The 25,927-nt window shown below is 60.2% G+C and carries 25 protein-coding genes and 2 pseudogenes; 13 read left to right on the forward strand and 14 right to left on the reverse strand.

The genetic code is table 11. The annotated features are described in order from the left end of the window. Nucleotides 1-9: 9 nt before the first annotated feature. The 8 genes from AC07O1_RS13825 to nrdR all read right to left on the reverse strand — a co-directional run bounded on the left by AC07O1_RS13825 (nucleotide 10) and on the right by nrdR (nucleotide 6,126). Nucleotides 10-513 carry a phosphatidylglycerophosphatase A family protein gene (locus tag AC07O1_RS13825; protein ID WP_495089093.1) on the reverse strand — a complete coding sequence of 168 codons (504 nt, stop codon included), beginning with the start codon at nucleotides 511-513 and terminating at the stop codon, nucleotides 10-12. Continuing rightward, the gene (gene thiL / locus AC07O1_RS13830; RefSeq protein ID WP_495089094.1) at nucleotides 510-1,475 is read right to left on the reverse strand and encodes a thiamine-phosphate kinase; all 966 of its coding nucleotides are present in this window, start codon (nucleotides 1,473-1,475) and stop codon (nucleotides 510-512) included. The genes AC07O1_RS13825 and thiL overlap by 4 nt, the downstream gene beginning before the upstream one ends. A 175-nt stretch (nucleotides 1,476-1,650) precedes the next feature. Continuing rightward, on the reverse strand, nucleotides 1,651-2,151 hold the full coding sequence (gene nusB / locus AC07O1_RS13835; RefSeq protein WP_489073749.1) for a transcription antitermination factor NusB: 501 nt from the start codon (nucleotides 2,149-2,151) through the stop codon (nucleotides 1,651-1,653). After that, a complete protein-coding gene (gene ribH, locus AC07O1_RS13840; RefSeq protein WP_028944446.1) occupies nucleotides 2,148-2,624 on the reverse strand; it encodes a 6,7-dimethyl-8-ribityllumazine synthase in 477 nt (158 codons plus the stop codon). The genes nusB and ribH overlap by 4 nt, the downstream gene beginning before the upstream one ends. Nucleotides 2,625-2,714: 90 nt before the next feature. Then, on the reverse strand, nucleotides 2,715-3,806 hold the full coding sequence (gene ribBA / locus AC07O1_RS13845; protein WP_494994993.1) for a bifunctional 3,4-dihydroxy-2-butanone-4-phosphate synthase/GTP cyclohydrolase II: 1,092 nt from the start codon (nucleotides 3,804-3,806) through the stop codon (nucleotides 2,715-2,717). 16 nt (nucleotides 3,807-3,822) lie between these two features. Then, nucleotides 3,823-4,485 (reverse strand): riboflavin synthase, encoded by a 663-nt coding sequence (locus tag AC07O1_RS13850; RefSeq protein ID WP_494994992.1) that lies wholly within the window; start codon nucleotides 4,483-4,485, stop codon nucleotides 3,823-3,825. A gap of 46 nt (nucleotides 4,486-4,531) precedes the next feature. Next, nucleotides 4,532-5,665, reverse strand: a complete 1,134-nt coding sequence (ribD, locus tag AC07O1_RS13855; protein ID WP_495089095.1) for a bifunctional diaminohydroxyphosphoribosylaminopyrimidine deaminase/5-amino-6-(5-phosphoribosylamino)uracil reductase RibD — start codon at nucleotides 5,663-5,665, stop codon at nucleotides 4,532-4,534. After that, on the reverse strand, nucleotides 5,662-6,126 hold the full coding sequence (gene nrdR / locus AC07O1_RS13860; RefSeq protein WP_489375050.1) for a transcriptional regulator NrdR: 465 nt from the start codon (nucleotides 6,124-6,126) through the stop codon (nucleotides 5,662-5,664). Before nrdR ends, ribD begins: the two co-directional genes overlap by 4 nt. A gap of 128 nt (nucleotides 6,127-6,254) precedes the next feature. Here nrdR and AC07O1_RS13865 point away from each other — a divergent pair, with 128 nt between their 5' ends. The 3 genes from AC07O1_RS13865 (at nucleotide 6,255) to trxA (ending at nucleotide 8,345) form a co-directional block, all read left to right on the forward strand. Then, complete coding sequence (locus tag AC07O1_RS13865) at nucleotides 6,255-6,716, forward strand: hypothetical protein (RefSeq protein WP_495089096.1); 462 nt, start codon at nucleotides 6,255-6,257, stop codon at nucleotides 6,714-6,716. Then, nucleotides 6,713-7,369 (forward strand): class I SAM-dependent methyltransferase, encoded by a 657-nt coding sequence (locus AC07O1_RS13870; protein ID WP_494994989.1) that lies wholly within the window; start codon nucleotides 6,713-6,715, stop codon nucleotides 7,367-7,369. Before AC07O1_RS13865 ends, AC07O1_RS13870 begins: the two co-directional genes overlap by 4 nt. A gap of 103 nt (nucleotides 7,370-7,472) precedes the next feature. Beyond that, complete coding sequence (gene trxA, locus AC07O1_RS13875; protein ID WP_495012475.1) at nucleotides 7,473-8,345, forward strand: thioredoxin; 873 nt, start codon at nucleotides 7,473-7,475, stop codon at nucleotides 8,343-8,345. Nucleotides 8,346-8,406: 61 nt separating this feature from the next. On the opposite strand, the gene AC07O1_RS13880 is transcribed toward trxA, so the two are convergent. Beyond that, a complete protein-coding gene (locus tag AC07O1_RS13880; RefSeq protein ID WP_495012474.1) occupies nucleotides 8,407-8,754 on the reverse strand; it encodes a hypothetical protein in 348 nt (115 codons plus the stop codon). A 133-nt stretch (nucleotides 8,755-8,887) separates the two neighbouring features. On the opposite strand from AC07O1_RS13880, the gene AC07O1_RS13885 reads away from it, so the two are divergent. The 5 genes from AC07O1_RS13885 to AC07O1_RS13905 all read left to right on the forward strand — a co-directional run bounded on the left by AC07O1_RS13885 (nucleotide 8,888) and on the right by AC07O1_RS13905 (nucleotide 13,015). Then, a complete protein-coding gene (locus AC07O1_RS13885; RefSeq protein WP_495089097.1) occupies nucleotides 8,888-9,493 on the forward strand; it encodes a DUF2796 domain-containing protein in 606 nt (201 codons plus the stop codon). A gap of 131 nt (nucleotides 9,494-9,624) precedes the next feature. Continuing rightward, nucleotides 9,625-10,335: an ABC transporter ATP-binding protein gene (locus AC07O1_RS13890; RefSeq protein WP_494994985.1), complete on the forward strand. Its 711-nt coding sequence runs from the start codon at nucleotides 9,625-9,627 to the stop codon at nucleotides 10,333-10,335. Nucleotide 10,336: 1 nt separating this feature from the next. Further along, the gene (locus tag AC07O1_RS13895) at nucleotides 10,337-11,602 is read left to right on the forward strand and encodes an ABC transporter permease (RefSeq protein WP_495089098.1); all 1,266 of its coding nucleotides are present in this window, start codon (nucleotides 10,337-10,339) and stop codon (nucleotides 11,600-11,602) included. A 41-nt stretch (nucleotides 11,603-11,643) separates the two neighbouring features. Beyond that, entirely contained in the window at nucleotides 11,644-12,162 is a 519-nt protein-coding gene (locus AC07O1_RS13900; RefSeq protein ID WP_495089099.1) for a DUF3299 domain-containing protein, read from the forward strand. Between the two features lie 169 nt (nucleotides 12,163-12,331). Next, a complete protein-coding gene (locus AC07O1_RS13905) occupies nucleotides 12,332-13,015 on the forward strand; it encodes an OmpW/AlkL family protein (protein WP_495089100.1) in 684 nt (227 codons plus the stop codon). Nucleotides 13,016-13,173: 158 nt separating this feature from the next. Here AC07O1_RS13905 and AC07O1_RS13910 read toward each other — a convergent pair whose 3' ends face one another. Together AC07O1_RS13910 and AC07O1_RS13915 are read right to left on the reverse strand one after the other, a co-directional pair. Then, nucleotides 13,174-14,103 (reverse strand): NAD-dependent epimerase/dehydratase family protein, encoded by a 930-nt coding sequence (locus tag AC07O1_RS13910; RefSeq protein ID WP_495089101.1) that lies wholly within the window; start codon nucleotides 14,101-14,103, stop codon nucleotides 13,174-13,176. Further along, on the reverse strand, nucleotides 14,096-14,980 hold the full coding sequence (locus tag AC07O1_RS13915; protein WP_494994980.1) for a sugar nucleotide-binding protein: 885 nt from the start codon (nucleotides 14,978-14,980) through the stop codon (nucleotides 14,096-14,098). Before AC07O1_RS13915 ends, AC07O1_RS13910 begins: the two co-directional genes overlap by 8 nt. A 211-nt stretch (nucleotides 14,981-15,191) precedes the next feature. On the opposite strand from AC07O1_RS13915, the gene AC07O1_RS13920 reads away from it, so the two are divergent. Together AC07O1_RS13920 and AC07O1_RS13925 are read left to right on the forward strand one after the other, a co-directional pair. After that, a complete protein-coding gene (locus AC07O1_RS13920) occupies nucleotides 15,192-19,514 on the forward strand; it encodes a DEAD/DEAH box helicase (RefSeq protein WP_495089102.1) in 4,323 nt (1,440 codons plus the stop codon). 236 nt (nucleotides 19,515-19,750) lie between these two features. Next, nucleotides 19,751-20,962, forward strand: a complete 1,212-nt coding sequence (locus tag AC07O1_RS13925) for an MFS transporter (RefSeq protein WP_495089103.1) — start codon at nucleotides 19,751-19,753, stop codon at nucleotides 20,960-20,962. Between the two features lie 41 nt (nucleotides 20,963-21,003). On the opposite strand, the gene AC07O1_RS13930 is transcribed toward AC07O1_RS13925, so the two are convergent. Further along, nucleotides 21,004-21,993 carry a GlxA family transcriptional regulator gene (locus AC07O1_RS13930; RefSeq protein WP_495089104.1) on the reverse strand — a complete coding sequence of 330 codons (990 nt, stop codon included), beginning with the start codon at nucleotides 21,991-21,993 and terminating at the stop codon, nucleotides 21,004-21,006. A gap of 98 nt (nucleotides 21,994-22,091) precedes the next feature. Here AC07O1_RS13930 and AC07O1_RS13935 point away from each other — a divergent pair, with 98 nt between their 5' ends. The 3 genes and pseudogenes from AC07O1_RS13935 to AC07O1_RS13945 form a co-directional block, all read left to right on the forward strand. After that, nucleotides 22,092-22,646 (forward strand): cysteine hydrolase family protein, encoded by a 555-nt coding sequence (locus tag AC07O1_RS13935; protein WP_495089105.1) that lies wholly within the window; start codon nucleotides 22,092-22,094, stop codon nucleotides 22,644-22,646. A gap of 36 nt (nucleotides 22,647-22,682) precedes the next feature. Continuing rightward, nucleotides 22,683-22,871 (forward strand): annotated as a pseudogene (locus AC07O1_RS13940) (alpha/beta fold hydrolase); the annotation flags it as partial. Between the two features lie 8 nt (nucleotides 22,872-22,879). Then, nucleotides 22,880-23,074, forward strand: a pseudogene (locus AC07O1_RS13945) (hypothetical protein); the annotation flags it as partial. 21 nt (nucleotides 23,075-23,095) lie between these two features. On the opposite strand, the gene AC07O1_RS13950 reads toward AC07O1_RS13945, so the two are convergent. Next, nucleotides 23,096-24,403 carry an OprD family porin gene (locus AC07O1_RS13950; RefSeq protein ID WP_495089106.1) on the reverse strand — a complete coding sequence of 436 codons (1,308 nt, stop codon included), beginning with the start codon at nucleotides 24,401-24,403 and terminating at the stop codon, nucleotides 23,096-23,098. Nucleotides 24,404-24,497: 94 nt separating this feature from the next. Next, complete coding sequence (locus AC07O1_RS13955) at nucleotides 24,498-25,904, reverse strand: YfcC family protein (protein ID WP_495089107.1); 1,407 nt, start codon at nucleotides 25,902-25,904, stop codon at nucleotides 24,498-24,500. Between the last annotated feature and the right edge of the window lie 23 nt (nucleotides 25,905-25,927).

The raw sequence follows: 25,927 nt of genomic DNA on the forward strand, positions 1-25,927 counted from the left end.
CTTGGTCCCTCAGGCGAAATACCACACCAGCCCTCGCATAGCCAACCAGGCAAACACACCCGCCAGAACGTCGTCGAGCATGATCCCGACGCCCCCGTGCACATGCCGGTCGATCCAGCTGATCGGCCATGGCTTGAGAATGTCGAAGAAGCGGAATATCAGGAAGCCCGCCAATAACCAGTACCAACCTTGCGGCACCAGCCACAGGGTTATCCACATCCCGACCATTTCGTCCCAGACGATGCCTTCGTGGTCGTGTACCCGCAGATCGTCCGCCACCTTGCCGCACAGCCAAAAGCCAAACAGCGTGGTGATGCCGAGCATCAGCCAGTAACCCCAGCCGGGCAACATCTGCCACAGCGGGACAAAGGGTAGCGCAACCAACGAGCCCCAGGTGCCGGGCGCTTTTGGCAGGGTGCCCGAACCGAAGCCGAACGCCAGGAAATGCCAGGGATTACGCCAGACCGAAGGCGGCACAGACTCTGCCGGGACCTGCTTGGGATGATCTGTCACGGGGTCTCCTGAAAATGTTGATAACCCCGGGTGGCCGGGGTGATGTCTTGTCCGTCTGCAGCCAAAAGCGTGACGCCCTGCCCGGCCACGACGCGACCGACCACGTGCACCGGCCAGCCGTCCGCCAGCAACTGCGGCAACTCGGCAGGCGGCAAAGTGAAGGCCAGGAGATAATCATCGCCGCCGCTGAGGGCGGCAGCCTGGGCCGCAGGCTTACCGAGAAACGTCAGCAGCGCCTTGGACAACGGCAGTTTTTCGCTTTCGATCAGCACGCCGACCGCTGAAGCAGCAGCAATATGCCCGCAATCGGCCAGCAAACCGTCCGAGATATCCAGCGCCGAAGTCGCCTTGCCACGCAACGCCTGACCCAACGCGAGTTGCGGCTGGGGCGACCAATAGTGCGCCAACAATGGCTCGGCAACAGCCGGCTCCGCCGTGCGCTCACCCAACACCAGCGGCAAAGCGCCCGCCGCATTGCCCAGCTCACCGCCGACACACAGCAGATCACCCGGCCGCGCGCCGCTGCGGGTCAGGGCCAAACCCGTTGGCACATGGCCAAACACCGTCATGGTCAAACTCAGCGGACCGCGCGTAGTGTCCCCGCCCACCAACCGCACGCCGCAGCTTTGCGCCATGGCGTTCAAACCACGGGCAAAAGCTTGCAGCCAATCGGCATCGACTGTCGGCAACGTCAGGGCAAGAGTAAACGCCAGGGGTGTTGCGCCCATGGCCGCCAGATCACTGACCGCCACCGCCAGCGAACGCTGACCGAGCAGAAAAGGGTCGCAGGGGTCTGCGAAATGGACACCGGCAACCAGGGTGTCGGTGGAGATAGCCAACTGTTCCCCAGCGGGAACAGTCAGCAAGGCGCAGTCATCGCCGATCCCCAGCGCAACGCCAACGCCGGCCTGCGCACAAGGCGCGGCAGCGAAGTAATGACGGATCAGCTCAAACTCGCCCATGGCGTTGTGTCCTGTCTCACCAATACTGTTCCTTTTGGGCGGCGTCTGCTGTCGCCATACTGCGTTGTCGCTCCTCGCCATAGCAGGCTATGACTTGTCGCGGCGCCTTGTCTGGCAACAACAGCCACGCGCCAAAAAGGAACGTATTGGCAAGACAGGACACTGCAAGCGCGAATCAGCGCTTGAACGCCTTCACTTCAGCTTCACGCAGACGCGGGGCCAGCTTGTCGAGTACGCCGTTGACGAACTTGTGACCGTCGGTGGAACCGTAGACCTTGGCCAGTTCGATCCCTTCGTTGATCACAACGCGGTACGGGACGTCGACGCGCTTGAGCAGCTCCCAGGTGGACAGGCGCAGGACCGCCAGTTCAACTGGATCGAGCTCATCGATAGTGATGTCCAGGCACGGAGCGAGGGCAGAATCGATCTCGGTCTTGTGCGCCGGCACGCCATGCAGGATGTCGTGGAAGTAGGCGGCATCGACATCACTGAAATCGTTATCGACCCGGAACTGCGCTTCGATCTCGTTCAGCGAAGTTTTGGCCATGTGCCATTGGTACAGCGCCTGAGTCGCGAGCTGACGGGCTTCGCGACGCTTGACGCTCTTGGATGGCTTGCCAGCGTCCGCAGGTTTCGGATCGCGCGGGTTGAAACGATCGCTTTCGTCGCTAATCACTTGGCCTCCAACTGCGCCAGCAGGCTGACCATTTCCAGAGCGGACAAGGCAGCTTCGGCACCTTTGTTGCCGGCTTTGGTGCCGGAACGCTCAATGGCTTGCTCGATCGAGTCGACGGTCAGCACGCCAAAGGCAACCGGCACGCCGAACTCCATGGACACCTGGGCCAGGCCCTTGGTGCATTCGCCAGCCACGTATTCGAAGTGCGGAGTGCCGCCACGAATGACCGCGCCCAGGGCGATGATCGCCGCGTACTCGCTTTGTTGAGCGACTTTCTGCGCAACCAGCGGAATTTCGAATGCGCCAGGAGCACGGATGATGGTGATGTCGCTTTCGCTCACGCCATGGCGAACCAGGGCATCAACAGCACCGCTCACCAGGCTTTCGACAACGAAGCTGTTGAAGCGGCCGACCACCAGGGCATAGCGGCCTTTGGGGGCGATGAAGGTACCTTCGATGGTCTTCAGGGTCATTCGACAAATCTCTTAAAGAGCCAGAGCGCGTTCGGTACGCGCTCTTTAGTGATATTTGAACCGCGAATCAAAGGCCGGAACAGCCGGTCTTTATTCGGAGGGCACGTATTCTACAACTTCCAGATCGAAACCGGATATCGCATTAAATTTCATCGGCGCACTCATCAGGCGCATTTTGCGCACACCGAGGTCACGCAGGATCTGCGAACCGGCACCGACGATACTGTAGGTGGTCGGTTTCTTCACCGCAGTGTGGTCGGCGGTTTCGCGGATGTGCGCCAGCAATACATCACCATCGAGCGGGTGACCGAGCAACAGCACCACACCGCTGCCCGCCTCGGCCACCGCGGCCATGGCCGCGCGCAGGCTCCAGCGCCCAGGTTGCTTGACCATCAGCAGATCGCGCAGCGGGTCCATGTTATGGACGCGGACCAGGGTCGGTTCTTCTGCGCAAATGGTGCCCAGGGTCAGCGCCATGTGCACATCGCCCTCCACGGAATCACGATAGGTCACCAGATTGAACTGGCCCAGTTCGCTGTCCAATGGCTGCTCGGCAATCCGCTGAACGGTACGTTCGTGGATCATCCGGTAGTGAATCAGGTCGGCGATGGTACCGATCTTGATGTTGTGTTCGACGGCAAAAGCTTCCAGCTCGGCACGACGGGACATGGTGCCGTCGTCGTTCATCACTTCGCAGATCACACCGCTCGGCTCAAAACCGGCCATCCGTGCCAGATCGCAGGCGGCTTCGGTGTGGCCGGCGCGTGCCAGCGTACCGCCAGCCTGGGCCATCAGCGGGAAGATGTGACCCGGACTGACGATATCTTCGGCCTTGGCGTCTTTGGCGGCGGCGGCTTGAACGGTGCGCGCACGGTCAGCTGCGGAAATACCGGTGGTGACGCCTTCAGCAGCTTCAATCGAGACGGTGAACTTGGTGCCAAAACCGGAACCGTTGCGCGGCGCCATCAACGGCAGTTTGAGCAGTTCGCAGCGCTCGCGGCTCATCGGCATGCAGATCAGGCCGCGGGCATGCTTGGCCATGAAGTTGATGTGCTCAGGCAGGCAGCACTCGGCGGCCATGATCAGGTCGCCTTCATTCTCGCGATCTTCGTCATCCATCAGGATGACCATCTTGCCTAGGCGGATGTCTTCGACCAGTTCTTCGATGCTATTGAGCGCCACGCGGCACCCCCTTGAGTCAGGATTTGAGATAGCCGTTGGCGGCCAGAAAGCTTTCGGTAATGTTGCCAGCGCTAGGCTCTGCAGCCTTGTCGCCGAGCAACAGGCGTTCCAGATAACGTGCCAGCAAGTCGACTTCAAGGTTGACCTGCCGACCCGGCCGGTAGTCGGCCATGATGGTTTCAGCCAGCGTGTGCGGGACAATGGTCAGTTCGAATTCGGCACCATTGACCGCGTTCACCGTCAGGCTGGTGCCGTCGACGGTGATCGAGCCTTTGTGGGCGATGTACCTGGCCAGATCTTTTGGCGCACGGATGCGGAACTGGATGGCCCGGGCATTTTCTTCCCGGGCAATCACTTCGCCGACACCGTCGACGTGACCGCTGACCAGATGCCCGCCCAAACGAGTGGTCGGAGTCAGGGCCTTTTCCAGGTTGACCCGGCTGCCGCTTTTCAGCTCGTTGAACGCCGTGCAGTCGAGGGTTTCGCGGCTGACGTCCGCCCAGAAACCGTCGCCCGGAAGCTCCACCGCAGTCAGGCAAACGCCGTTGACCGCGATGCTGTCGCCGAGTTTGACGTCAGCCAGATCAAGCTTGCCAGTCTCTACATAAACCCGCACATCGCCGCCTTTTGGGGTCAATGCACGGATACTGCCGATGGATTCGATGATGCCGGTAAACATGGAGTCCTCCTCGAGAACAGGGCCGACGCTTAGCGAAAGCCGAGAATTATACGCTCGCTGGTGGCAGAGGAATGGCAGTGACTCGCCAATCATCGCCCACGGCGCGCATTTCAATGATTTTCAGCAACGGCGCCTCACTCATCAGCTCCAGCGGCCAGTCCAGCAATGGCCGCGCCGATGAGCCGAGAAACTTGCCCGCGACGAAGATTTGATATTCGTCCACCAGGCCTTGCTGAGCGAAAGCTCCCGCCAGACGCGGACCGGCTTCCACCAGCACCTCGTTGACACCACGGGCAGCCAGTTCGATCAGCAGCTTGCGCAGATCAACCTGACCATCGGAGCCGGGCACGATCAGGCATTCCGGGCCACCGGCATACTGTTCTTCCACCGCGACGCAGGTGGCGACCAGCGCCGGGCCGGCCTTGAAGAACGGCGCGTCGAGAGGCACCCGCAGACGACCATCGATCAGCACGCGCAAGGGTGGTCGGGAAAGCGCCAGCGCGGTCTGTTCGGCATCCAGTCCCAGTTCGTCAGCGCGCACCGTCAGCCGGGCGCCGTCAGCCAATACCGTGTCGGCGCCGGTCAGCACCACGCTGGCCTGGGCGCGCAGGCGCTGCACGGCGCAACGTGCGTCCGGGCCGGTGATCCATTGGCTTTCGCCACTGGCCATGGCGGTGCGACCGTCCAGACTCATGGCCAGTTTGACCCGCACGAATGGCAGACCCTGTTCCATGCGTTTGAGGAAGCCTTGATTGATAGCTCGCGCTTCACCTTCAAGCACGCCGCTATGGATTGCGATGCCCGCCTGCGCCAGACGCTGCATGCCACGGCCAGCGACCTCTGGATTCGGGTCCTGCATGGCGGCAACGACCCGCGCCACACCGGCACTCACCAACGCATCGGCGCACGGCGGCGTGCGCCCATGATGACTGCACGGTTCGAGGGTCACGTAGGCGGTAGCGCCCCGGGCGCTCTCACCGGCGGCACGCAACGCATGGACTTCGGCATGGGGCTCGCCGGCGCGCACATGCCAGCCTTCACCGACAATCTGCCCGTCACGCACAATCACACAACCGACTCGAGGATTGGGATGGGTGGTGTAAAGGCCTTTGCGCGCCAGCTCCAGGGCCCGAGCCATGTAGTGGGCGTCGAGGACGGTTTGTTCAGAGGACATAGTCATTCTTTGGCTGGCTCACGGGCCAGGCGATCGATTTCTTCGCGGAACTCGTTGAGATCCTGAAAACGTCGATACACCGAGGCGAAACGAATGTAGGCGACTTCATCGAGCTTTTGCAGCTCGGCCATCACCAGCTCACCGACCACCAGTGACTTGACCTCTCGTTCACCGGTCGCCCGCAGTTTGTGCTTGATGTGCGCCAGCGCAGCTTCCAGGCGCTCGACGCTCACTGGACGTTTTTCCAGGGCGCGCTGCATACCGGCACGAAGTTTTTCTTCGTCGAACGGCTGACGGCTGCCGTCGGTTTTGATCAGGCGCGGCAACACCAGTTCGGCGGTTTCGAAGGTGGTGAAACGCTCACCGCAGGCCAGGCATTCACGCCGGCGGCGCACCTGCTCGCCCTCGGCGACCAGACGCGAGTCGATGACCTTGGTGTCGTTGGCACCGCAGAAGGGACAGTGCATGGTGGCAGGCAACAAAAAAAGGGAGGGCCATGGTAGCGCATCCCACTGGCAAGACAAGCCATAGGCTTTACGGTATATAGACCGGCTACTATTTATACACACCGAATTTAGTCTTGCTGGAGCTTCACATGTCGCTACGACCGCTCGTATTGCTCAGCCTCGTCAGCTTGCTGGTCGCGTGCAGCAGTGCGCCCAAACCCGCGCCACCGGTGCCAGGGCCTGCGCCACAGCAGGCACAGAAGAAAGCTCAGGAGTCCGCCACCCTCGGCCCGCTGCCGGCCTTTCAGCGCGAATTGAGCGGTAGCCTGCTAGGCGTGCCGGCCGGTGCTGAAGTCGAACTGGCGCTGCTGGTGATCGACGAGCGCGGCCGGCCGCAACAATTGCTGGCCAGCTCTAGCCTGATCGGCAACAACCAGGTGCTGCCGTTCCGTCTGCGCTTCAATCCGGAAGCCTTTCCGGTCGGGGCTCGCGTCGAATTACGCGGCCGCGCCAGCCAGTCCGGACAACTGATTCTGCATTTGCCTTCGCGACGCATTGATCAACCGATCACCCAGGCACTGGGTCAATTGCAGTTTTTCAAAGCGCCATGACCGTACCGCTCGACTTGCAAGAGGCTCTGGGAGAGCTGCTCGGTGACGCAAAGCTTGTCTCCTGTACATTGCCGGAGACCGAGCTCAAGCTCTGGTTGATCGACGCCGAAAACATGGACCGCGCCTTCACCCCGGAAGAAACCCGGCGAATCCTGCATGAACCGCCTTACTGGAGTTTCTGCTGGGCCAGCGGCCTGGCGTTGGCGCGCTATCTCGCCGAACGCCCGCAATGGGTCGAAGGCAAACGGGTGCTGGATTTCGGAGCCGGTTCCGGGGTCGCCGGTATTGCGGCGGCCAGGGCCGGTGCGCTGGAAGTGGTGGCCTGTGATCTTGATCCGCTGGCGATTGCGGCCTGCCGGGCGAATGCTGAACTCAATGATGTACAGCTCAGCTACTCGACGGACTTTTTCGCCGAAGCCGATCGCTTTGACCTGATCCTGGTGGCCGATGTGCTGTACGACCGCGGCAACCTGCCGCTGCTCGATGAGTTTTTGAGTCGTGGCCGGGAAGCTCTGGTGGCGGACTCCAGAGTGCGCAATTTCCAGCATCCGGCGTATCAACGGCTGGAAATGCTGGAAGCCTTCACTTTGCCGGATCTGGCCGAGCCTGAAGAGTTTCGTCATGTGAGCCTGTACCACGCGCAAAGACGGTAGAAGCCACCTGTAGCAGTTACCCGGACGCAGCCTTCGGCAACGGCTACGCAAAGCGCCTTCAAGCCCTTATAGTTAGCCCATTCACGCTTTCAAGAGATGCCCCATGAGTCAGGACACGCCGTATATCTTCGACGCCAGCACTGTCGATTTCGACCAGTCGGTGATCGAGAACTCTTTCCACAAACCGGTGCTGGTGGATTTCTGGGCCGAATGGTGTGCGCCGTGCAAGGCGCTGATGCCGATGCTCCAGCAGATTACCGAGAGCTATCAGGGCGAGCTGTTGCTGGCCAAGGTCAATTGCGACGCCGAACCGGACATCGTTTCGCGCTTCGGTATCCGCAGCCTGCCGACCGTGGTGCTGTTCAAGGACGGTCAACCGGTGGACGGTTTTGCCGGTGCGCAACCGGAATCTGCGGTCCGCGCGTTGCTTGAGCCCCATGTACAGATGCCACCACCGGCCGCTGCCGACCCCTTCGAGCAGGCTCAGGCGTTGTTCGATGAAGGCCGTTTTGCCGACGCCGAAGCCATCCTCAAAGTGCTGCTGGGCGAAGACAACACCAATGCGAAAGCGCTGATCCTCTACGCCCGCTGCCTCACCGAACGTGGCGAGCTGGGTGAAGCGCAAACCGTGCTCGACGCGGTCAAGACCGATGAACACAAGGCCGCCCTGGCCGGCGCCAAGGCGCAGATCCAGTTCCTGGGCCAGGCCAAGGATTTGCCGGATGCGGCAGACCTGAAGGCGCGCCTGGCGAAAAACCCGCAGGACGATGAAGCGGTCTATCAACTGGCGATTCAGCAACTGGCTCGCCAGCAATACGACGCGGCGCTGGATTCGTTGCTGAAGTTGTTCATCCGCAACCGCAGCTACAGCGAAGGCCTGCCGCACAAGACCTTGCTGCAGGTGTTCGAATTGCTGGGCAACGATCACCCGCTGGTGACCACGTACCGCCGCAAGATGTTTGCTGCGTTGTATTAAGCAGGAGCACGGCTGCCGGCGATGGCATTCTTGAGATCGCCATCGCGAGCAAGCTGTGCTCCTACGCGGGGTCAACCCAGCTATAGAGCGGCGTATCCCCGCCGCTCACCACTTTCACATCCGCGCAATGGCGCAAGCGCACCAACAGGCGTTTGCCCGACGCCGCGCTTCCTGTCAGTCCTTCCAGTTGCTCCAGCAAATCCGGCCCGCTCATCTGCCCTGCCTTGCGCAGCAGATCCTTGGCGATCTGCCACAGTGCATCGTCCTGATTCACTGGTTTGGCCTGCGGGGTATTGCTCTCGGGCCTGGTCACCTGCAACTGCGCCCCTAACTGCGCCCAATCGCCCTCGTCCAGCTCCAGGGTCAAGTCCACCGGCCAGTCGCCGATGCTTCCACGTATCCGCACCATAGGTTTTCCCTCAAGTTTCTGACGAACATGCTCCCACGCGTCTTGCGCAACGCCAAGCAGGCGGTCAAACTCCCGCCACTATTGTTATAAGATCACATAACAAAACATTCATCTTCTTTCCCGGAGACTTGCTATGCGCCGTCTGCTTCTCGCCTTGCCGTTTGCCCTGCTGCCGCTGGCCATCGCTCATGCCGCCGAGGTCCATGAGCATGAACACGGCAGCCTCGGCGCCCACGAACATGGCGTCGGGCGCTTGAACGCGGCGCTGGATGGTCAGAATCTGGAGCTGGAACTGGAAAGCCCGGCGATGAACCTGGTGGGTTTCGAACACGTCGCCAGCACTGATGAGGACAAAGCCAAAGTCATCGCTGTGCGTGCCCAGCTTGAGAAACCATTGGTACTGTTCAGCCTGCCAAAAGCCGCCGGCTGCGTGGTTGCCAAGCAGGAACTGGAAAGCCCGCTGTTCGGCGACAAGCCGGATGCCGATGATCACGACGAAGATGAAGACCATGATGCAGACGCCAAAGACGCCGACGGTCATGAGCATCACCATGAACACAGCGAGATCCACGCCCACTACCAACTCACCTGCGCCACGCCGACCGCGCTGAAGAGTCTGGAGCTGACACAAATCTTCAAGACCTTCCCCGCCACCCAGAAAATTCAGGTACAACTCATCAGCCCGAGTGGCCAGCAAGGTGTTGAAGCAACGGCGAAGGCTGCCACCCTGAAGTTCTGAATTACACCGAACCTGTGGGAGCGAGGCTTGCCCGCGATAGGCGCGTCTCGGTCTGTCAGGCAAACCGCGTTATCGTTCATCGCGGGCAAGCCTCGCTCCTACAAAGGCTTATTACCCATGAAATCGGCTCAATGACCCAAGCACTTATCGAACTGTCCGACCTGGGCTTCAGTTGGCCCGGTCATCCGCAGTTGCTGGACATCCCGGCGTTCCGCCTCGAACCTGGCGAAACGCTGTTCCTCAAAGGCCCCAGCGGCAGTGGCAAGACCACCCTGCTGGGCTTGCTCGGAGGGGTGCAGAAGCCCAATCGCGGCAGCATTCGCCTGCTCGGCCAGGAACTGACCGAGCTCTCGGCCGGCGCCCGTGACCGCTTCCGGGTCGACCACACCGGCTACATTTTCCAGCAGTTCAACTTGCTACCGTTTCTCTCGGTGCGGGAGAACGTCGAACTGCCCTGTCATTTTTCCAAATTGCGCGCCAACCGGGCAATCCAGCGTCACGGCAGTGTCGATCAGGCGGCCGCAACGTTGCTGGCCCACTTGGGTTTGAAAGATCCGAGCCTGCTCAGCCGTCGCGCCGACTCACTGTCCATTGGCCAGCAACAACGGGTCGCCGCCGCCCGGGCGTTGATCGGCCAACCTGAACTGGTGATCGCCGACGAGCCGACTTCGGCCCTGGACTATGACGCCCGCGAGGCGTTTATCCGGTTGTTGTTCGCCGAGTGCCGTGAAGCCGGGGCCAGCCTGCTGTTTGTCAGCCATGACCAAAGCCTGGCGCCGCTGTTTGATCGCAACCTGTCGCTGGCCGAACTCAATCGCGCCGCCGTGCCCGCAGAGGTTTGAGATGTATTTGTTTCGTCTAGCCATGGCCAGCCTGGCTAACCGCCGCTTTACCGCGATCCTCACCGCCTTCGCCATCGCGCTGTCGGTTTGCCTGTTGCTGGCGGTTGAGCGCGTGCGCACCGAAGCCCGCGCCAGTTTCGCCAGCACCATCAGCGGCACCGACCTGATCGTCGGCGCCCGTTCCGGCTCGGTCAATCTGCTGCTGTACTCGGTATTTCGCATCGGTAACGCCACCAACAACATTCGCTGGGACAGCTTCGAGCATTTCGCAAACAGCCCGAAAGTGAAGTGGGCGATTCCGATTTCCCTCGGTGATTCCCATCGCGGTTATCGAGTAATGGGTACCACTGACGCCTACTTCCAGCACTACCAATACGGTCGCCAACAAAGCCTGCAACTGGCCAGCGGCCGCGCCTTCAATACCGACCCATTTGAAGTGGTACTCGGTGCCGAAGTCGCCGATGCGCTGCATTACAAACTCGGCGACAAACTGGTGCTGGCCCACGGTGTGGCGGTGATTAGCCTGGTCAAACACGACGACAAACCGTTCACCGTGGTTGGCATTTTGCAGCGCACCGGCACCCCGGTGGACCGCACGCTGCACATCAGCCTCGGCGGCATGGAAGCGATCCACATCGATTGGCACAATGGTGCTCCGGCCCAGGGCAATGGCCGCATCAGCGCCGATCAGGCACGCAACATGGACCTCACTCCGCAAGCCATCACCGCCTTCATGCTGGGCCTCAACAGCAAGATCGCGACCTTCGCCATGCAACGCGAGATCAACGAGTTTCGTGGCGAGCCGATGCTGGCGATTCTGCCGGGCGTGGCCTTGCAGGAGCTCTGGAGCATGATGGGCACGGCGGAGAAAGCCTTGTTTGTGATTTCGTTATTCGTGGTGCTGACCGGATTGATCGGCATGCTCACCGCCATTCTCACCAGCCTCAACGAACGCCGTCGGGAGATGGCGATCCTGCGGTCGGTCGGCGCGCGGCCCTGGCATATCGCGACCTTACTGGTGCTCGAAGCCTTCGCCCTGGCGTTGTCCGGAGTGATTGCCGGATTGGGGCTGTTGTACCTGAGCATCGCCCTGGCGCAAGGCTATGTGCAGTCGACTTATGGTTTGTACCTGCCGCTGGCCTGGCCAAGCGAGTATGAGTGGACGCTGCTCGGCGGTATCCTGCTTGCCGCATTGCTGATGGGCAGCGTGCCGGCCTGGCGCGCCTACCGACAATCGTTGGCCGATGGCCTGTCCATTCGTTTATGAAGTATCTGTTTATGACCATCCCGTTTATGAGGAGCCACGTCATGCCCCGCGCCCTGCTTGCGCTGTTGTTGCTGGTCGCCATGCCGTTGTGGGCCGCCCAACCGAAAGACCTGACCTGGTTGGAAATGATCCCGCCGGACGCCGCGCCGCAAGTCCCGAACATGACGCCGCTGCACGACCTGTCGAAGATGAGCGACGCTCTGTCCGCCGAAGCGGCACCGGCGGCCACGCAAGACCTGCCCAACGCGCCGGTAGTCAAGAGTCTCGACGGGCAGCGGATTCGCTTGCCGGGTTATATCGTGCCGCTGGAAGTCAGCGAAGAAGGCCGCACCACAGAGTTTTTGCTGGTGCCGTATTTCGGCGCCTGCATCCACGTACCACCACCGCCGTCGAATCAGATCGTCCATGTCAAAAGCGAGGCGGGGGTGAAGCTCGATGAGCTGTATCAGCCGTACTGGATCGAGGGCGCGATGCAGGTCAAAGCGTCCACCAGCGAGCTGGCCGATGCGGGTTACCAAATGGATGCCGAGAAGATCTACGTTTACGAATTGCCGGAGTAGGAACGACTCTCCCTGTAACTGGCGAAGCCTGCTACAGGGGGTTGGCGCCGCCCCTGAAGGTTCTGCGCTTTTATCCTCCGTCACCATTCCATTGAGCTGAGTCAAAGGCTCGTTCTTGACGCTCCTTAACATTGGACATAGCCAACTTGAATCGTCCTTTGGAGCCTCCATGCACAAGTCTTTGCTTCGCGCTTCGCTGTTCGCCCTCGCGCTTGCAGCCCCACTCGCTCACGCCCACCAGGCCGGTGATTTCATCGTCCGTGCCGGTGCTGCCAGCACCGCGCCCAACGAAGACAGCGGCGAGCTGAAACTCGACGGTAGGAAAATCTCAGGTACCAAAGCGACTCTGGACAGCGACACGCAACTGGGTCTGGCGTTCGCCTACATGTTCACCGACCACATCGGCCTCGAACTGCTGGCTGCCACACCGTTCAAGCACCAAGTCGGTGTAAAAGGTCTTGGTCCGGCGCTGGACGGCAAGCTCGCCGACATCAAGCAACTGCCACCGACCCTGTCGCTGCAGTACTACCCGCTGGACGCTTCATCCAGGTTCCAGCCATATGCCGGTGTCGGTATCAACTACACCATGTTCTTTGGCGAAGACCTGACCAGTCAGCGTAAAAACGAAGGTTTCAGCAACCTGAAACTCAAGGACTCGGTGGGTATCGCCGGGCAACTGGGCTTTGACTACATGATCACCGACCACATGCTGTTCAACGCCTCGGTCTGGTACGTCGACATCGACACCCAAGCCACCGTCGATGGCCCGACGGCACTGGGTGTCGGCCAGACCAAAGTCGACGTGGATGTCTCCCCGTGGGTGTACATGGTGGGTGTTGGTTACAAGTTCTGATTCAACCTCTATCGCGGGCAAGCCTCGCTCCTACAAGAGCACCGCGCCATCTGTAGGAACAGGCTTGCCCGCGAAGTCGTCGGCCCGCCCCCCGGGACCTGAAGTCCGACGACAATAAAAAGGCGCCTCGAAAGGCGCCATTTTCATTCAATAAAACACTATCGCCCCAGCAACCGCGCCAGACCAACGCTCATCGGCGTCTGCTCAGGAAATTTGAAGCGCTGCAACAGCCGTTGATTATTCGCCCGGGAATGACGGATATCGCCCGAGCGTGCCGGGCCGTAGCTCACCGGCGGCAACTGCCCCACTACCTCAGCCAATGCCTCGAGCATCTGCTTGAGTGTGGTCGCCTGATTCAGCCCGACGTTGACTGCGCCCTCTTCGACCTGCGGCGCTTCGATGGCCTGAATCAGCACGTCCACCAGGTCTTCAACGTAAACGAAGTCACGGGTTTGCTCACCGTCACCGAACACGGTGATCGGCAGGCCTTTCTGTGCCCGCTCACTGAAAATGCTGATCACCCCGGAGTACGGCGACGACGGATCCTGGCGTGGACCGAAGATGTTGAAGAAGCGGAACACCACCGGCTCCAGAGCGTGCTGGCGACGGTAGAAGTCGAAGTAGTACTCGCTCGCCAGTTTGTCCGACGCGTAAGGCGTCAACGGCGCCTTGGGCGTGTCTTCGCTGATCGACTCACCTTCGCCATTGTTGCCATAGACCGCCGCGCTTGAGGCGAACAGCACGCGCTTGACGCCAGCCTGACGCATGGCTTCACAAACGTTCAGCGTGCCGATGAAGTTGCTCTGGTGGGTGCGCACCGGATCATCCACCGAGGCCTGCACCGAAGCCACCGCAGCGAGATGGGCGACAGCCTGGCAACCCACCATCGCCCGCGCCACTAGCGCAGCATCGGCGACGTCGCCTTCAATCAGTTCGACCCGAGCATTATCCAATGGCAAGTTGCTGCGTTTGCCGGTGGACAAGTCATCGAGAATCCGCACCTCGTAACCCTTGGCGAGCAAGGCATCGACCAGGTGCGAACCAATAAACCCGGCGCCGCCGGTGATTAAAACAGGGCCGTCAGCCATGGCGATAAAACCTATCCAGTAAGCCCGGGAGTGCCGCACGCCAGGCGCGGGGTTTGATCCCGAAGGTGTGCAGAATTTTCTTGCAGGCCAGGACCGCATGTTGCGGCTCTTCAGCAGCATCAGGGCGCGCAGCATGGGCTTGCGCAGTCGGCGCCTCGATGGCCAGCGGATGCAACTGCCGGGCCTCGGCGAGAATCGCCTGACCCAATGCCAGCGGCGTAGTCGCTTCATGCCCGGCGTAGTGGTAAGTGCCCCACAGCGGCGCCGAGCAATCGAGCTGTTTGAGTACCGAAATAATCACTCGCGCCGCGTCATCCACCGGGGTCGGATTACCGCGACGGTCGTCGGCCATCAGCAACTCTTCGGGTCGCTCGGCCCGGGCCAGGAAGCGCCCGAGCGTGCCGTCGGCACTGTCATCGAGCAGCCAGCCAAAGCGCAACAAAACATGCTGCGGACAGGTTGCGCGCACACTCTGCTCGATCCGCCACAAGGCCTGGCCACGCAGACCCAGCGGCACCGGTTCGTCTTTTTCGCTGTAGGCGGTCGCTCGTGAGCCATCGAAGACCCGATAGCTGGAGGGCTGCACCAGGATGATATTGTGATGCTGGCACAGCTCAGCAAGCCGCTCGATCGCCCGCTCCTGCCCGGCCAGACGCGTCTCGCCGACCGTCTCCGCCTGAAACCAGTCGAAGTAATAGGCAAGGTTGATCAAGGCATCCGGACGGGTGTCATCGAGCAGTTGCGTCAGGCTCGCGGCATCCCAGCCGTCTTGCGGCGGACGGGGGGCGAGGAAACCAATATCTTCCTCCGCACCGAGGCGAATCAGCGCTTGCCCAAGGGCATTTCCGCCGCCCAGTAACATAAGGCGCATTCGCATAGAGTCAGCAGGCCCAGTCTGTTTAGAACGATGGTTTATATCGGACAAGCCATATTGCCTTGCCGTTGGCATTTGCCAGAATCGTTGCATTTTGCGGGTTTCCAGCGCAACCGTCACCCGCAAAGTGTAGAACGGCCTGATCAGGGCCCGACAATACGGCCTTTGTGGCGAGGGGTTGCAAGTTCTGCCTGTCAGTCGCATAAATCTGCTCATGAATCTTCCCGAATCAGCGGACAACGCCCTGACCGGCTTCCACCCTGCCGTCAGAGCCTGGTTCAACGCGACGTTCCCCTCGGTCACCGCCGCCCAGGCTCAGGCGTGGCCGTTGATCCGCCAGCGCCGCTCGACGTTGATTGCCGCGCCCACAGGCTCCGGAAAAACCCTCACCGCGTTTCTCGCGGTGATCGATGACCTGGTCCATCAAGGACTGGAGCAAAACGGCGAACTGCCGAACGAGACGCTGGTGGTCTACGTCTCGCCGCTCAAGGCGCTGTCCAACGACATTCAGATCAACCTGCAAAACCCGCTTGCCGGGATTACCGAACAATTGCGCTGCATGGGCTTGCCTCAACTGAAGATCAACACCTCTGTGCGAACCGGCGACACCACCCAAAAAGACCGCACGGCGATGCGTAAAAGCGCGCCGCATATTCTGGTGACCACCCCGGAGTCGCTTTACGTATTACTCGGTTCGGACTCCGGCCGACGCATGCTCGCCAGCACCCGCACAGTGATCGTCGACGAGATCCACGCCATTGCCTCCAGCAAGCGCGGCAGTCATTTAACCCTGAGCCTGGAGCGCCTACAGGCGCTGTGCCCGGATCCGTTGATGCGCATCGGCTTATCGGCCACGCAAAAACCCATCGAAGCGGTGTCACGCTTTCTGGTGGGCCGCGACCACGCCTGCGAGATTGTCGACATTGGCCACGCCCGTCCACGGGACTTAAGCATCGAAGTGCCGCCGGTACCGTTGTCAGCGGTGATGGCCAATGACGTCTGGGAACTGGTCTACGACCGGCTCGCCGTGCTCGCCCGCGAGCACAAAACCACGCTGGTTTTCGTCAATACCCGGCGCCTGGCAGAGCGATTGAGCCGGCATTTGAGCGAACGTCTTGGCAAAGAGGCGGTGGCCGCCCACCACGGCAGCCTGGCCAAAGAGTTCCGACTGGACGCCGAGCAACGGCTCAAGCGTGGCGACCTGCAAGTACTGATCGCCACCGCGTCGCTGGAGCTGGGCATCGATATCGGCGATGTCGATCTGGTCTGCCAGATAGGCTCGCCGCGTTCAATTGCGGCATTTCTACAACGGGTTGGCCGCTCCGGACACCAGGTCGGCGGCACACCCAAGGGGCGTCTGTTCGCCACCACACGGGACGACCTGATCGAATGCGCGGCCCTGCTCGACTGCGTGCGTCGCGGTGAACTTGACACCTTGCTGATTCCCGTGGCGCCGCTTGACGTGCTGGCCCAGCAGATCGTCGCCGAGGTCAGTTGCCAGCAATGGCAGGAGCAAGCGCTACTGGAAATGCTCCGCCGTGCGTCGCCCTATAGCGATCTCGATGAAGCACATTTTCAGGCGCTATTGCAGATGCTCGCCGAGGGCTACAACGGCCGTCAGGGAATCCGCAGCGCTTATCTGCATCGCGATGCCGTGACACGAACCCTGCGAGGCCGTCGCGGCAGCAAGCTCACCGCTGTAACCAGCGGCGGGACGATCCCGGACAACGCCGACTACAGCGTATTGCTGGAGCCACAGAGCCTGAACATCGGCAGCGTCAACGAGGACTTTGCCGTCGAAAGCATCGCCGGCGACATCTTCCAGTTGGGCAATACCTCGTACCGGATACTGCGCATCGAAACCGGCAAAGTACGGGTCGAAGATGCTCAGGGTCAACCGCCGACCATTCCGTTCTGGCTCGGTGAAGCGCCCGGTCGCAGCGCAGAACTGTCGTTCGCCGTGGCGCGCCTGCACGCGCAACTCGATGAACTGCTCAGCGCCAGCCCCGGCGACTTGCAACCGAGCCTCGACTGGTTGACCGACACCCTGGGCCTGAGCATCTCCAGCGCCGAGCAGCTGGTGGAGTATCTGGCGCGCGCACGTTTGACGCTGGGTGCATTACCGTCCCGGGACACGCTGATCATGGAGCGTTTTTTCGATGAGTCCGGCGGCACCCAACTGATCATCCATACGCCGTTTGGCAGCCGCATCAATCGCGCTTGGGGCCTGGCGCTGCGCAAGCGTTTTTGCCGTACTTTCAATTTCGAATTGCAGGCCGCTGCCAGCGAAGACGCCATCGTGCTCTCGCTGTCCACCAGTCACAGCTTTGAGCTGGACGACGTCTGGCGTTACCTGCACAGCAACAGCGCTGAGCACATCCTGATCCAGGCTGTATTGGAGGCCCCGTTGTTCGGCGTGCGCTGGCGCTGGAATGCTGGCGTCGCCCTGGCCCTGCCGCGTTATTCCGGCGGGCGCAAAGTCCCGCCGCAGATCCAGCGGATGAAAAGCGAAGACCTGATCGCCAGTGTGTTTCCCGATCAGATCGCTTGCCTGGAAAACCTCGCCGGCGAGCGGGAAATTCCCGAGCATCCGCTGGTGGAGCAAACCCTTGATGACTGCCTGCATGACGCCATGGACAGCGAAGGCTGGCTGGCACTGCTGCGGCGTATGGAGAACGGCGAAGTGCGGTTGATCAGCCGCGATCTGCCGGCGCCGTCGCCCTTGGCCGCCGAAATTCTGAGCGCCCGGCCCTACACCTTTCTCGATGACGCACCACTGGAAGAACGTCGCACCCAAGCCGTGCTCAACCGCCGCTGGAGCGACCCGCAATCGACCGATGATCTGGGCGCGCTGGATAGCGAGGCGATTCAGGCCGTGCGCGACGAAGCCTGGCCCGCGCCCACGGGCGTCGACGAAATGCACGAAGCGCTGATGAGTCTGGCGTGCATCAGCGATGCTGAGGCGCAGACCAATGAGCACTGGCTGACCTGGCTGCACGCCTTGGCCGACAGTGGTCGGGCCAGCCGTCTGCAGCTCAATGCCGAGCAGTCGTTATGGTTGGCACTGGAGCGACTGACATGTTTGCGGGCGCTGTATCCCGACGCTGCGTTGCAGCCCGGGCTGCTGGCCTTGCCCGGATTCGATGAACCCTGGGATGTCGATGAGGCGCTGGTGGAAGTGATCCGCGCCCGTCTCAGTGGTTTCGGGCCTCTGCCTTTGAACCAGATCGCCGAACCACTGGCGCTGCCGATGGCCAGCGTCACTCAGGCCTTGGCGCAACTGGAACGTGAAGGTTACGTGCTGCGCGGACGCTTCAGCCCGGGCGCCAGCGACGATCAATGGTGCGAACGGCATTTGCTGGCGCGTATTCATCGCTACACGGTCAGACGACTGCGCCGGGAAATCGAGCCGGTAGCGTTGCAGGATTTCATGCGATTCCTGTTCGACTGGCAGCATCTGTCTACGACAACTCAGGGCCAGGGCAGCGCCGTTTTGCCAGAGATCGTCAACCAGTTCGAAGGCTACCCAGCCGCCGCCGCGGCCTGGGACAGCGATATTTTGCCGGCGCGGCTCAAGGGTTATTCAACCAGTTGGCTGGATGACCTGTGCCGCAGCGGCAAACTGGTCTGGACCCGGTTGACCGCGCGCAACAAGCCCGCGAGTGCCGCGCTTCGCAGCACCCCAATCGTGTTGTTGCCACGCAACCAGGTTGCGCTCTGGAGCGGCTTGACCGAGCAGACCGACAGCAGCGAGCTATCGCCAAAAACCCGGAAAGTTCACCAGGCCCTGAGCCAACATGGCGCCTTGTTCTTCGACGAACTGCTGCATGAAGCGCATCTGCTGCGCAGCGAACTGGAAAGCGCATTGCAGGAGCTGGTTGGTGCGGGACTGGTGAATGCCGACAGTTTTGCCGGGCTGCGGGCGCTGATCACCCCCGCCAGCAAACGCCAGGCCCGCAGCAGTCGCCGTGGCCGCGGGGCGTTTATCGGCGGGATGGACGATGCCGGACGTTGGGCCTTGTTGCGACGCCCCGCTGCAGCAGTGGCAAGCGAAATCACTCGTCCCGGGCAAACCCCGACGGCGACACTGGAGCATGTCGCGATGACTCTGCTTCGGCGTTATGGCGTGGTCTTCTGGCGTTTGCTTGAGCGCGAGGCTGATTGGCTGCCAGTCTGGCGCGAACTGCTGCGCACGTTCCATCGCCTCGAGGCCCGAGGCGAAATTCGCGGTGGGCGATTTGTCAGCGGCCTGGCGGGCGAGCAGTTCGCGTTGCCGGAGGCGATTCCTCTGCTGCGGGAAGTACGTCGACGCCCCCATGACGGCAGCCTGATTGGTGTCTGCGGCGTCGACCCGTTGAACCTGGCCGGTACGCTGCTGCCGGGCAGCAAAGTCCCTGCGCTGGCCAGCAATCGGTTGGTGTACCGCGACGGCTTGCCTGCCGCCGCCGAAATCGCCGGCAAGCAGCATTTCTGGCTGGAACTGGATCAGCAGGCCAGTGCCGAGGTGCGCAACAAACTGGTGCAACACCGCTCTTGAGTAAGTGATCGTTCCCTCGCTCTGCGTGGTAACGCCTCACTGGACGCTCCGCGTCCGCTCTTACTGTGACGCGGAGCGTCACCGGCTGCATTCCCACGCGCGAGCGTGGGAACCATCAACACACAAGACCGTATATTTGACTTGCGATCAAATATCTTGTGCCGATACCGCTATTTTTCCACACGAGTCAAACACCGACACTGCGCTCCTGATTTAAACCCACCGGAGTTGCAGCCATGCCCATTGCCTTGCTCGCGCTAACCCTAAGCGCATTTGCCATCGGGACGACCGAGTTCGTCATCGTTGGCCTGTTACCCACTCTCGGTGCCGACCTTGGCGTCAGCCTGCCATCCGCCGGTCTTTTGGTCAGCCTTTACGCGCTCGGCGTGGCCATTGGCGCACCGGTACTCACCGCATTGACTGGCAAAGTGCCGCGCAAACTCTTGCTGTTGTCGTTGATGGTGCTGTTCACCCTCGGCAACCTGTTGGCCTGGAAAGCACCCAGCTACGAATCGCTGGTCATTGCACGAATCGTTACCGGGCTCGCCCACGGGGTGTTCTTCTCCATCGGCTCGACCATTGCCACCAGCCTGGTGCCCAAGGAAAAGGCCGCCAGCGCGATTGCGATCATGTTTACCGGTCTGACCGTAGCCTTGGTCACTGGTGTGCCACTGGGAACCTTCATCGGCCAGCACTTCGGTTGGCGCGAAACCTTCCTCGCCGTCTCGGCCCTGGGTGTGATCGCCTTTATCGGCAGCCTGATTTACGTGCCGAAAAACATTGCCCACAGCAAACCTGCTTCGCTGCTACAGCAACTGCAAGTTCTGAAACAGCCACGGTTGTTGCTGGTGTTCGCCATGACTGCGGTCGGCTACGGCGGATCGTTCATTGCGTTCACCTTCCTGGCGCCAATTCTTCAGGACATCTCCGGCTTCAGCGCCAGCACCGTTAGCCTGGTGCTGCTGGTCTACGGCATCTCGGTGGCCATCGGTAACATCTGGGGCGGCAAACTGGCCGATAAACGCGGCCCGATCAGCGCCTTGAAGCTCATCTTCGCCCTGCTCGCCGCTGTGCTCTTTGTGCTGACCTTGACCGCCGGTAATCCCTGGCTGGCATTGGCCACCGTACTGGTCTGGGGCGCGGTCGCTTTCGGCAACGTACCGGGCCTGCAAGTGTATGTAGTGCGCCAGGCCGAACATCACACCCCGAATGCGGTGGACGTGGCTTCCGGTATGAACATCGCAGCTTTCAACCTTGGCATCGCCGGCGGCGCTTGGGGTGGCGGTCTGATCGTCGCCCACATGGGCCTGATTCATACCGCATGGATCGGCGGTCTGGTGGTGCTGGTCGCCCTCGCATTGACCGCCTGGAGTGGTCGTCTCGATCGTCTCGGCCCGGTGTATCCAGAGCCGGCGCAGGGTTCGGCGCAGATTGTCGCCGGGCATTAAAAGATCGCAGCCTTCGGGCTGCGTTTTTTGTACGCCCCCACTTATACCCGCGCGGGCGCCGTCACTCCAAACCGTGCGCGGTAATCACTTGGGGCAAGGCCGGTAATTTTTTTGAACGTGGCGCGAAAAGCACTTGGGTCCTGATAGCCGACAGTCCAGGCAATGTGGTCGATGGTCCCGTTGGTGAACTCGAGCATCTCCCGGGCCTTGCCGACCCGCAGATGCTGACAGTATTCGGTGGGTTTCAGACCGGTTGCCGAGCGAAAGCGCCGCAGGAAGGTGCGTTCCTCCAGACCGGCCTGCAGGGCCATCGCCGTCAGCGAGACCTCCACCGCACCGTTACCTTGCAGCCAATGCTGGACCTTGAGGATCGCCGGGTCGCCATGGCCGAGTAGTGGCGCAAAGTTACTGCCGCACCGGCTCGCACTGTCGCTGTGCTCGATCACCAGAAACCGCGCAGTGCCGGTCGCAATGCTCGGCCCGAGCAGACGGTCCACCAGACGCAATCCCAACTCGGACCAGGCCATCAGCCCGGCGGTGGTGATCAGGTCGCCGTCGTCGACAATAGGTTTGTCTGCATTGAGTTTGACCCTCGGGTAACGCTCGGCGAACTGTTTCGCCGAGGTCCAGTGAGTGGTCGCGCTGCGGCCATCCAGCAAACCGCTTTGCGCCATCAGAATAGAACCCACGCACACCCCGCCGAGAGTCGCACCGCTGGCGTGTTGCTGGCGAAGCCAATGGGTCAACGCTGACGGAGCCTGAGCCTCAGAAAACCCGGCGATCGAAGGCGGGATCAACACCGCCATCAACGCCTGGTCGGGCCCCGGATGACTGTCGAAGACCCGCACCGGCGCCTCAAAGGCATCGGTACGCCAGTGGCTGACCCGCAGCAGCGGCAGTTGCGTAGCCTGATATTCGGCCGCAATGCGGTTTGCTACACCAAACAGATCGGTCAAGCCATGTACCGCCGCCATCTGCGCGCCGGGATAGATCAGCACGCCCAATTCGGCGGCTGCGCTTTCTACGCCCATTGTCAGTTTTCCCCCTTCTATTGTCGGTGCGGCCAATCCTCGAACGGCCGGCTAACCCCAATACTTCACGCCACACAAACACATCCGAGGAAACACCCATGGCCAAGCAAGCACTCATCGTAGTCGATATCCAGAACGACTACTTCCCCCACGGCAAATGGCCGTTGGTGGGCGTCGAAGCCGCCGCCGACAACGCCGCACGGCTGATTCAGGCATTTCGCGATACCGGTGACACGGTGGTGCACATCCGCCACGAATTCACCTCCGACACGGCACCGTTCTTCACCCCTGGCTCTGATGGCGCACGCCTGCACCCTAAAGTCATCAACCGCGCCAACGAGCCAGTGGTGCTCAAGCACTTCGTCAACTCGTTCCGCGAAACCGAACTACAGTCAATCCTCGACCAGCAGGACATCGAGAGCCTGGTGATCGTCGGCAGCATGAGCCACATGTGCATCGACGGCGTCACTCGAGCCGCAGCCGACCTTGGCTACACCGTCACGGTAATCCATGACGCCTGCGCCACCCGCGATCTTGAGTTCAACGGCCTGACTGTTCCGGCCGCCCACGTGCATGCCGCCTTCATGTCGGCATTGGGCTTTGCCTACGCAACTGTGGTGTCCACCGACGATTTCCTGGCTGCCAGCCGCTAAGCCTCACCCACCGCAAACTCATTGGAGACTATCGACATGGCCACTCTTACGACTCGCGACGGCACCACCCTCTACTACAAGGATTGGGGCAGCGGACAACCCGTGGTTTTCAGCCACTGCTGACCATTGAGCGCCGACAGCTGGGAATCGCAAATGCTGCACTTCGCCGCCAACGGCTACCGGGCCACCGCCCATGACCGGCGTGGCCACGGCGACGATGACCAGATCGTGCCCATCCATTCCGGGTGATCGAGCAGCAGTTCGGCTACGTTAACGTGCGCTTCCGTGATCCGGTAAAGAACACCGCTCAGTTGGTGAGGCTGTTCGTGCTGTCTAACCTGCGGATGGCCCGCCGACATTTACTGATGAGGTGCGCCCGTAATGCAGAGAATGGCTACCGAGGGCCTCGATCGACGCACCACTGGTAGCTTCAGGGTTATGCAGCGCTCTTAGAGAAGCGGAATGCTGTAGCTTACAAACACCCGGTTCTGATCTTGATCACGAGCGGCTTCGCTATTGGATTTGCCGTTACGCCAGCCGAATCCGACGCCTTTTAGTGTTCCCGACTGAAGGACGTAGTCCAGGCTGATATCCCTCTCCCATTCCTTCTGGTTGTCGCCGGACGTCGTCTTGATGTTGTCCCCGGAGAGGTAGATAACCGAGGCTTTGAGGCCAGGGACACCCAAGGCGGCGAAGTCGTAAGCGTACTGACCGAAGGCTGTGCGCTCACCTGCACGGGTGAAGCTTTGGATCAGACGATCGGTATACAGGTAAAGACTGGCCCCACCGGCGCCCTTGTCTACCAGGCTGCCCTGATTGAGTTGAGTGAAGTTGCTGCCGTCCGACACGCTTTGGTAGCCCGCGGTGATCGCATGGCCACCCAAGGTGTATACCAGCGCGGCACTCCAGGTCCGGTTGTCGATCTCGCCATCGCCGTCTTTGGTATAGCCACTGATTCGGTAGCCTGTGGTCCCCGAGCTGTTGGAACCGGACGAGTCTGTCTTGAAGTAGCGCAGGTCGGTTTTCAGGGATTGATTGTCCGAGAGCGCAAGCGTGTGAATCAGTCCGAAAAACTGCTGGGTGTAGTAGTTGTCGAGATTGGCGTAGTAGTACTGAGCCGTCAGGTCCTTGGTGACTTTCCAGTCGCCCCCGGCGAAGTCGAACTGGTTGCTTTCACGCGTACCGCCCGCAGCGGCCAGCCCCGTCCGATCAGTTGAACCGCGACCTGTTGCATGTTCGATTCGTCCACCCGTGAGGGTCAGATCCTTGAACTCGCTCGAGGTAATCTGGCCACCTTCGAAGGTCTGTGGCAGCAGCCGTCCATCGTTGGCCACCAGGATCGGAAGTTTCGGCATCAGCGTGCCCACGCGCAGTTCGGTCTTCGACATTTTGATTTTACCGGTCAGCCCCAGCCGGCTCCACTCATCGACGGCTCTGTTGTCACTGTCCGAAGGAATCATGGTGCTGCCGACGTGGCGTCCCTTGCCGCTGTCCAGCGTAACCCCCACCAGCCCCAGTGCGTCGACGCCAAAACCGATGGTGCCGTCGGTGTAGCCCGACTTGTAGTCCAGCATGAAACCCTGCGCCCACTCTTCGGTTTTCGAAGGTGTGGCGGTTCCATTGCGATTGTCATTATTGAAGTAGAAATTTCTCATTCCCAGGGTCGCTTTCCCGTCACTTAGGAAGTCCGCATAAGCCTGGGTGCTCAGAGCGATACTGCTCAGTACGAAAGTTGTAGCGATTTTCTTTACGGTCACTTATAGCGCTCCGGCTTTTTTTATTTTAAGCAGCTCAATCAACACAAAATCCCACCCATCCACTACGGTGCAAACAGATGGCAACTGGGAATACTCAAAACGGCCCCCACTTTATTTCCACTGCGATAATCAGTACGACCACGCAGATCACCATCCAAACAGCAATCAGTGGCGCGACAAACTTCACCCACTTGCCGAAAGGTATTCCTGCCACAGCAAGAACCCCCATCAGAACACCGGATGTCGGATTTATACAATTAACGATACCCTCACCGAACAAGACCGCATGGACAACAACTTGCCGCGTCAGCCCTATCATGTCTCCGATAGGGACATAAATAGGTATAAGTAAAGCCGATTCACCCGAGCCAGAAGAAATCGCAAAATGCATAAGAGCAGCACTCAAATACATGCCTACTGCTGCCATCGCAGGATGTAGCGGGGCTAATAAATCAGCAAGGCATCCGACAATGGGGTCAAGAATTTTACCGTTATCCAAGACTATCGATATCGCACGCGCCATGCCGACAATGAGTGCTCCAGACACAATCCGAGAACACCCGCCAAGAAAGCTATTGGCAATTTCAGACGCCGACAGCTCGCCTATCATTCCCGCGACAATAGCCATGAACACAAACATGGCTGTCATTTCAACTTCACCCCATCTTAGGGTCATAGCACCATAAATGAAGGTAACCAGGGAAATAGATGCGAAAGCCAGAATAACCCAGTGCCGTGTTGTCGCCATCGAGTCTTGCCCAGATACCTCGATAACTTCAGGACGCTTTTCTCCATTTTTTTGACAAGCCCGCATATAAACTGTCAAAAAAACAATGCAGGCCAGGATGAAAAGAGCTGAAGTAATCCCGCGCAACCCAAAGCCAGAAAACAGTGGCAGTTGCGCAAGTCTCTGAGTAAGCCCTGTTGTCACTGGGTTTGTAAGCGCAACATTGAAACCAGACGCACACGTCAGGTACACCAGTGACACCCCAAAGAGGGGATTCAAACCTAGCGATTTAGCAACCAGCAGACCAATCGGGACGAAAGCAACAACAGCATTGACCACAACCCCCGTTGTTCCAAGCGCCCCAAAAATCAAGCCAAATATAATAATGATCAAAAAATCATTAAGTTTTGTACTGCGTGCTATTCCGTTTAGCGCTTGATGAATAGCACCGGTGCTCTCAAGTACAGCCAAAGCACCGCCTGTAAACAGGATCAAAAATATGATCGGCGCCGAGCTTTGCAAACCTAAAGCTATCGCCGTAAAAAGCCCCAGCGGATGAACTCCATTTTGGGCAACTGGATGAAGACTTCCTGAGATGACAAATGAAATACCATCGCGCACTTCACGATCAAAAACACCCGCCGGAACAATCCAGGTGGCAATAGCGGCAACCACTAAAATAATGAACAGAAAAACATAGGGACTCTTGCTTTCTTGCTTTGAGCGCTTTGAGAAAGCGCTTTTTTCCTCAAGGGCCGATGTTGTATTTATCATAGCCTTTTTCCTCGAATTTTCCG

The sequence above is a fragment of the Pseudomonas sp. GW821-FHT07G10 genome, from assembly GCF_059418545.1.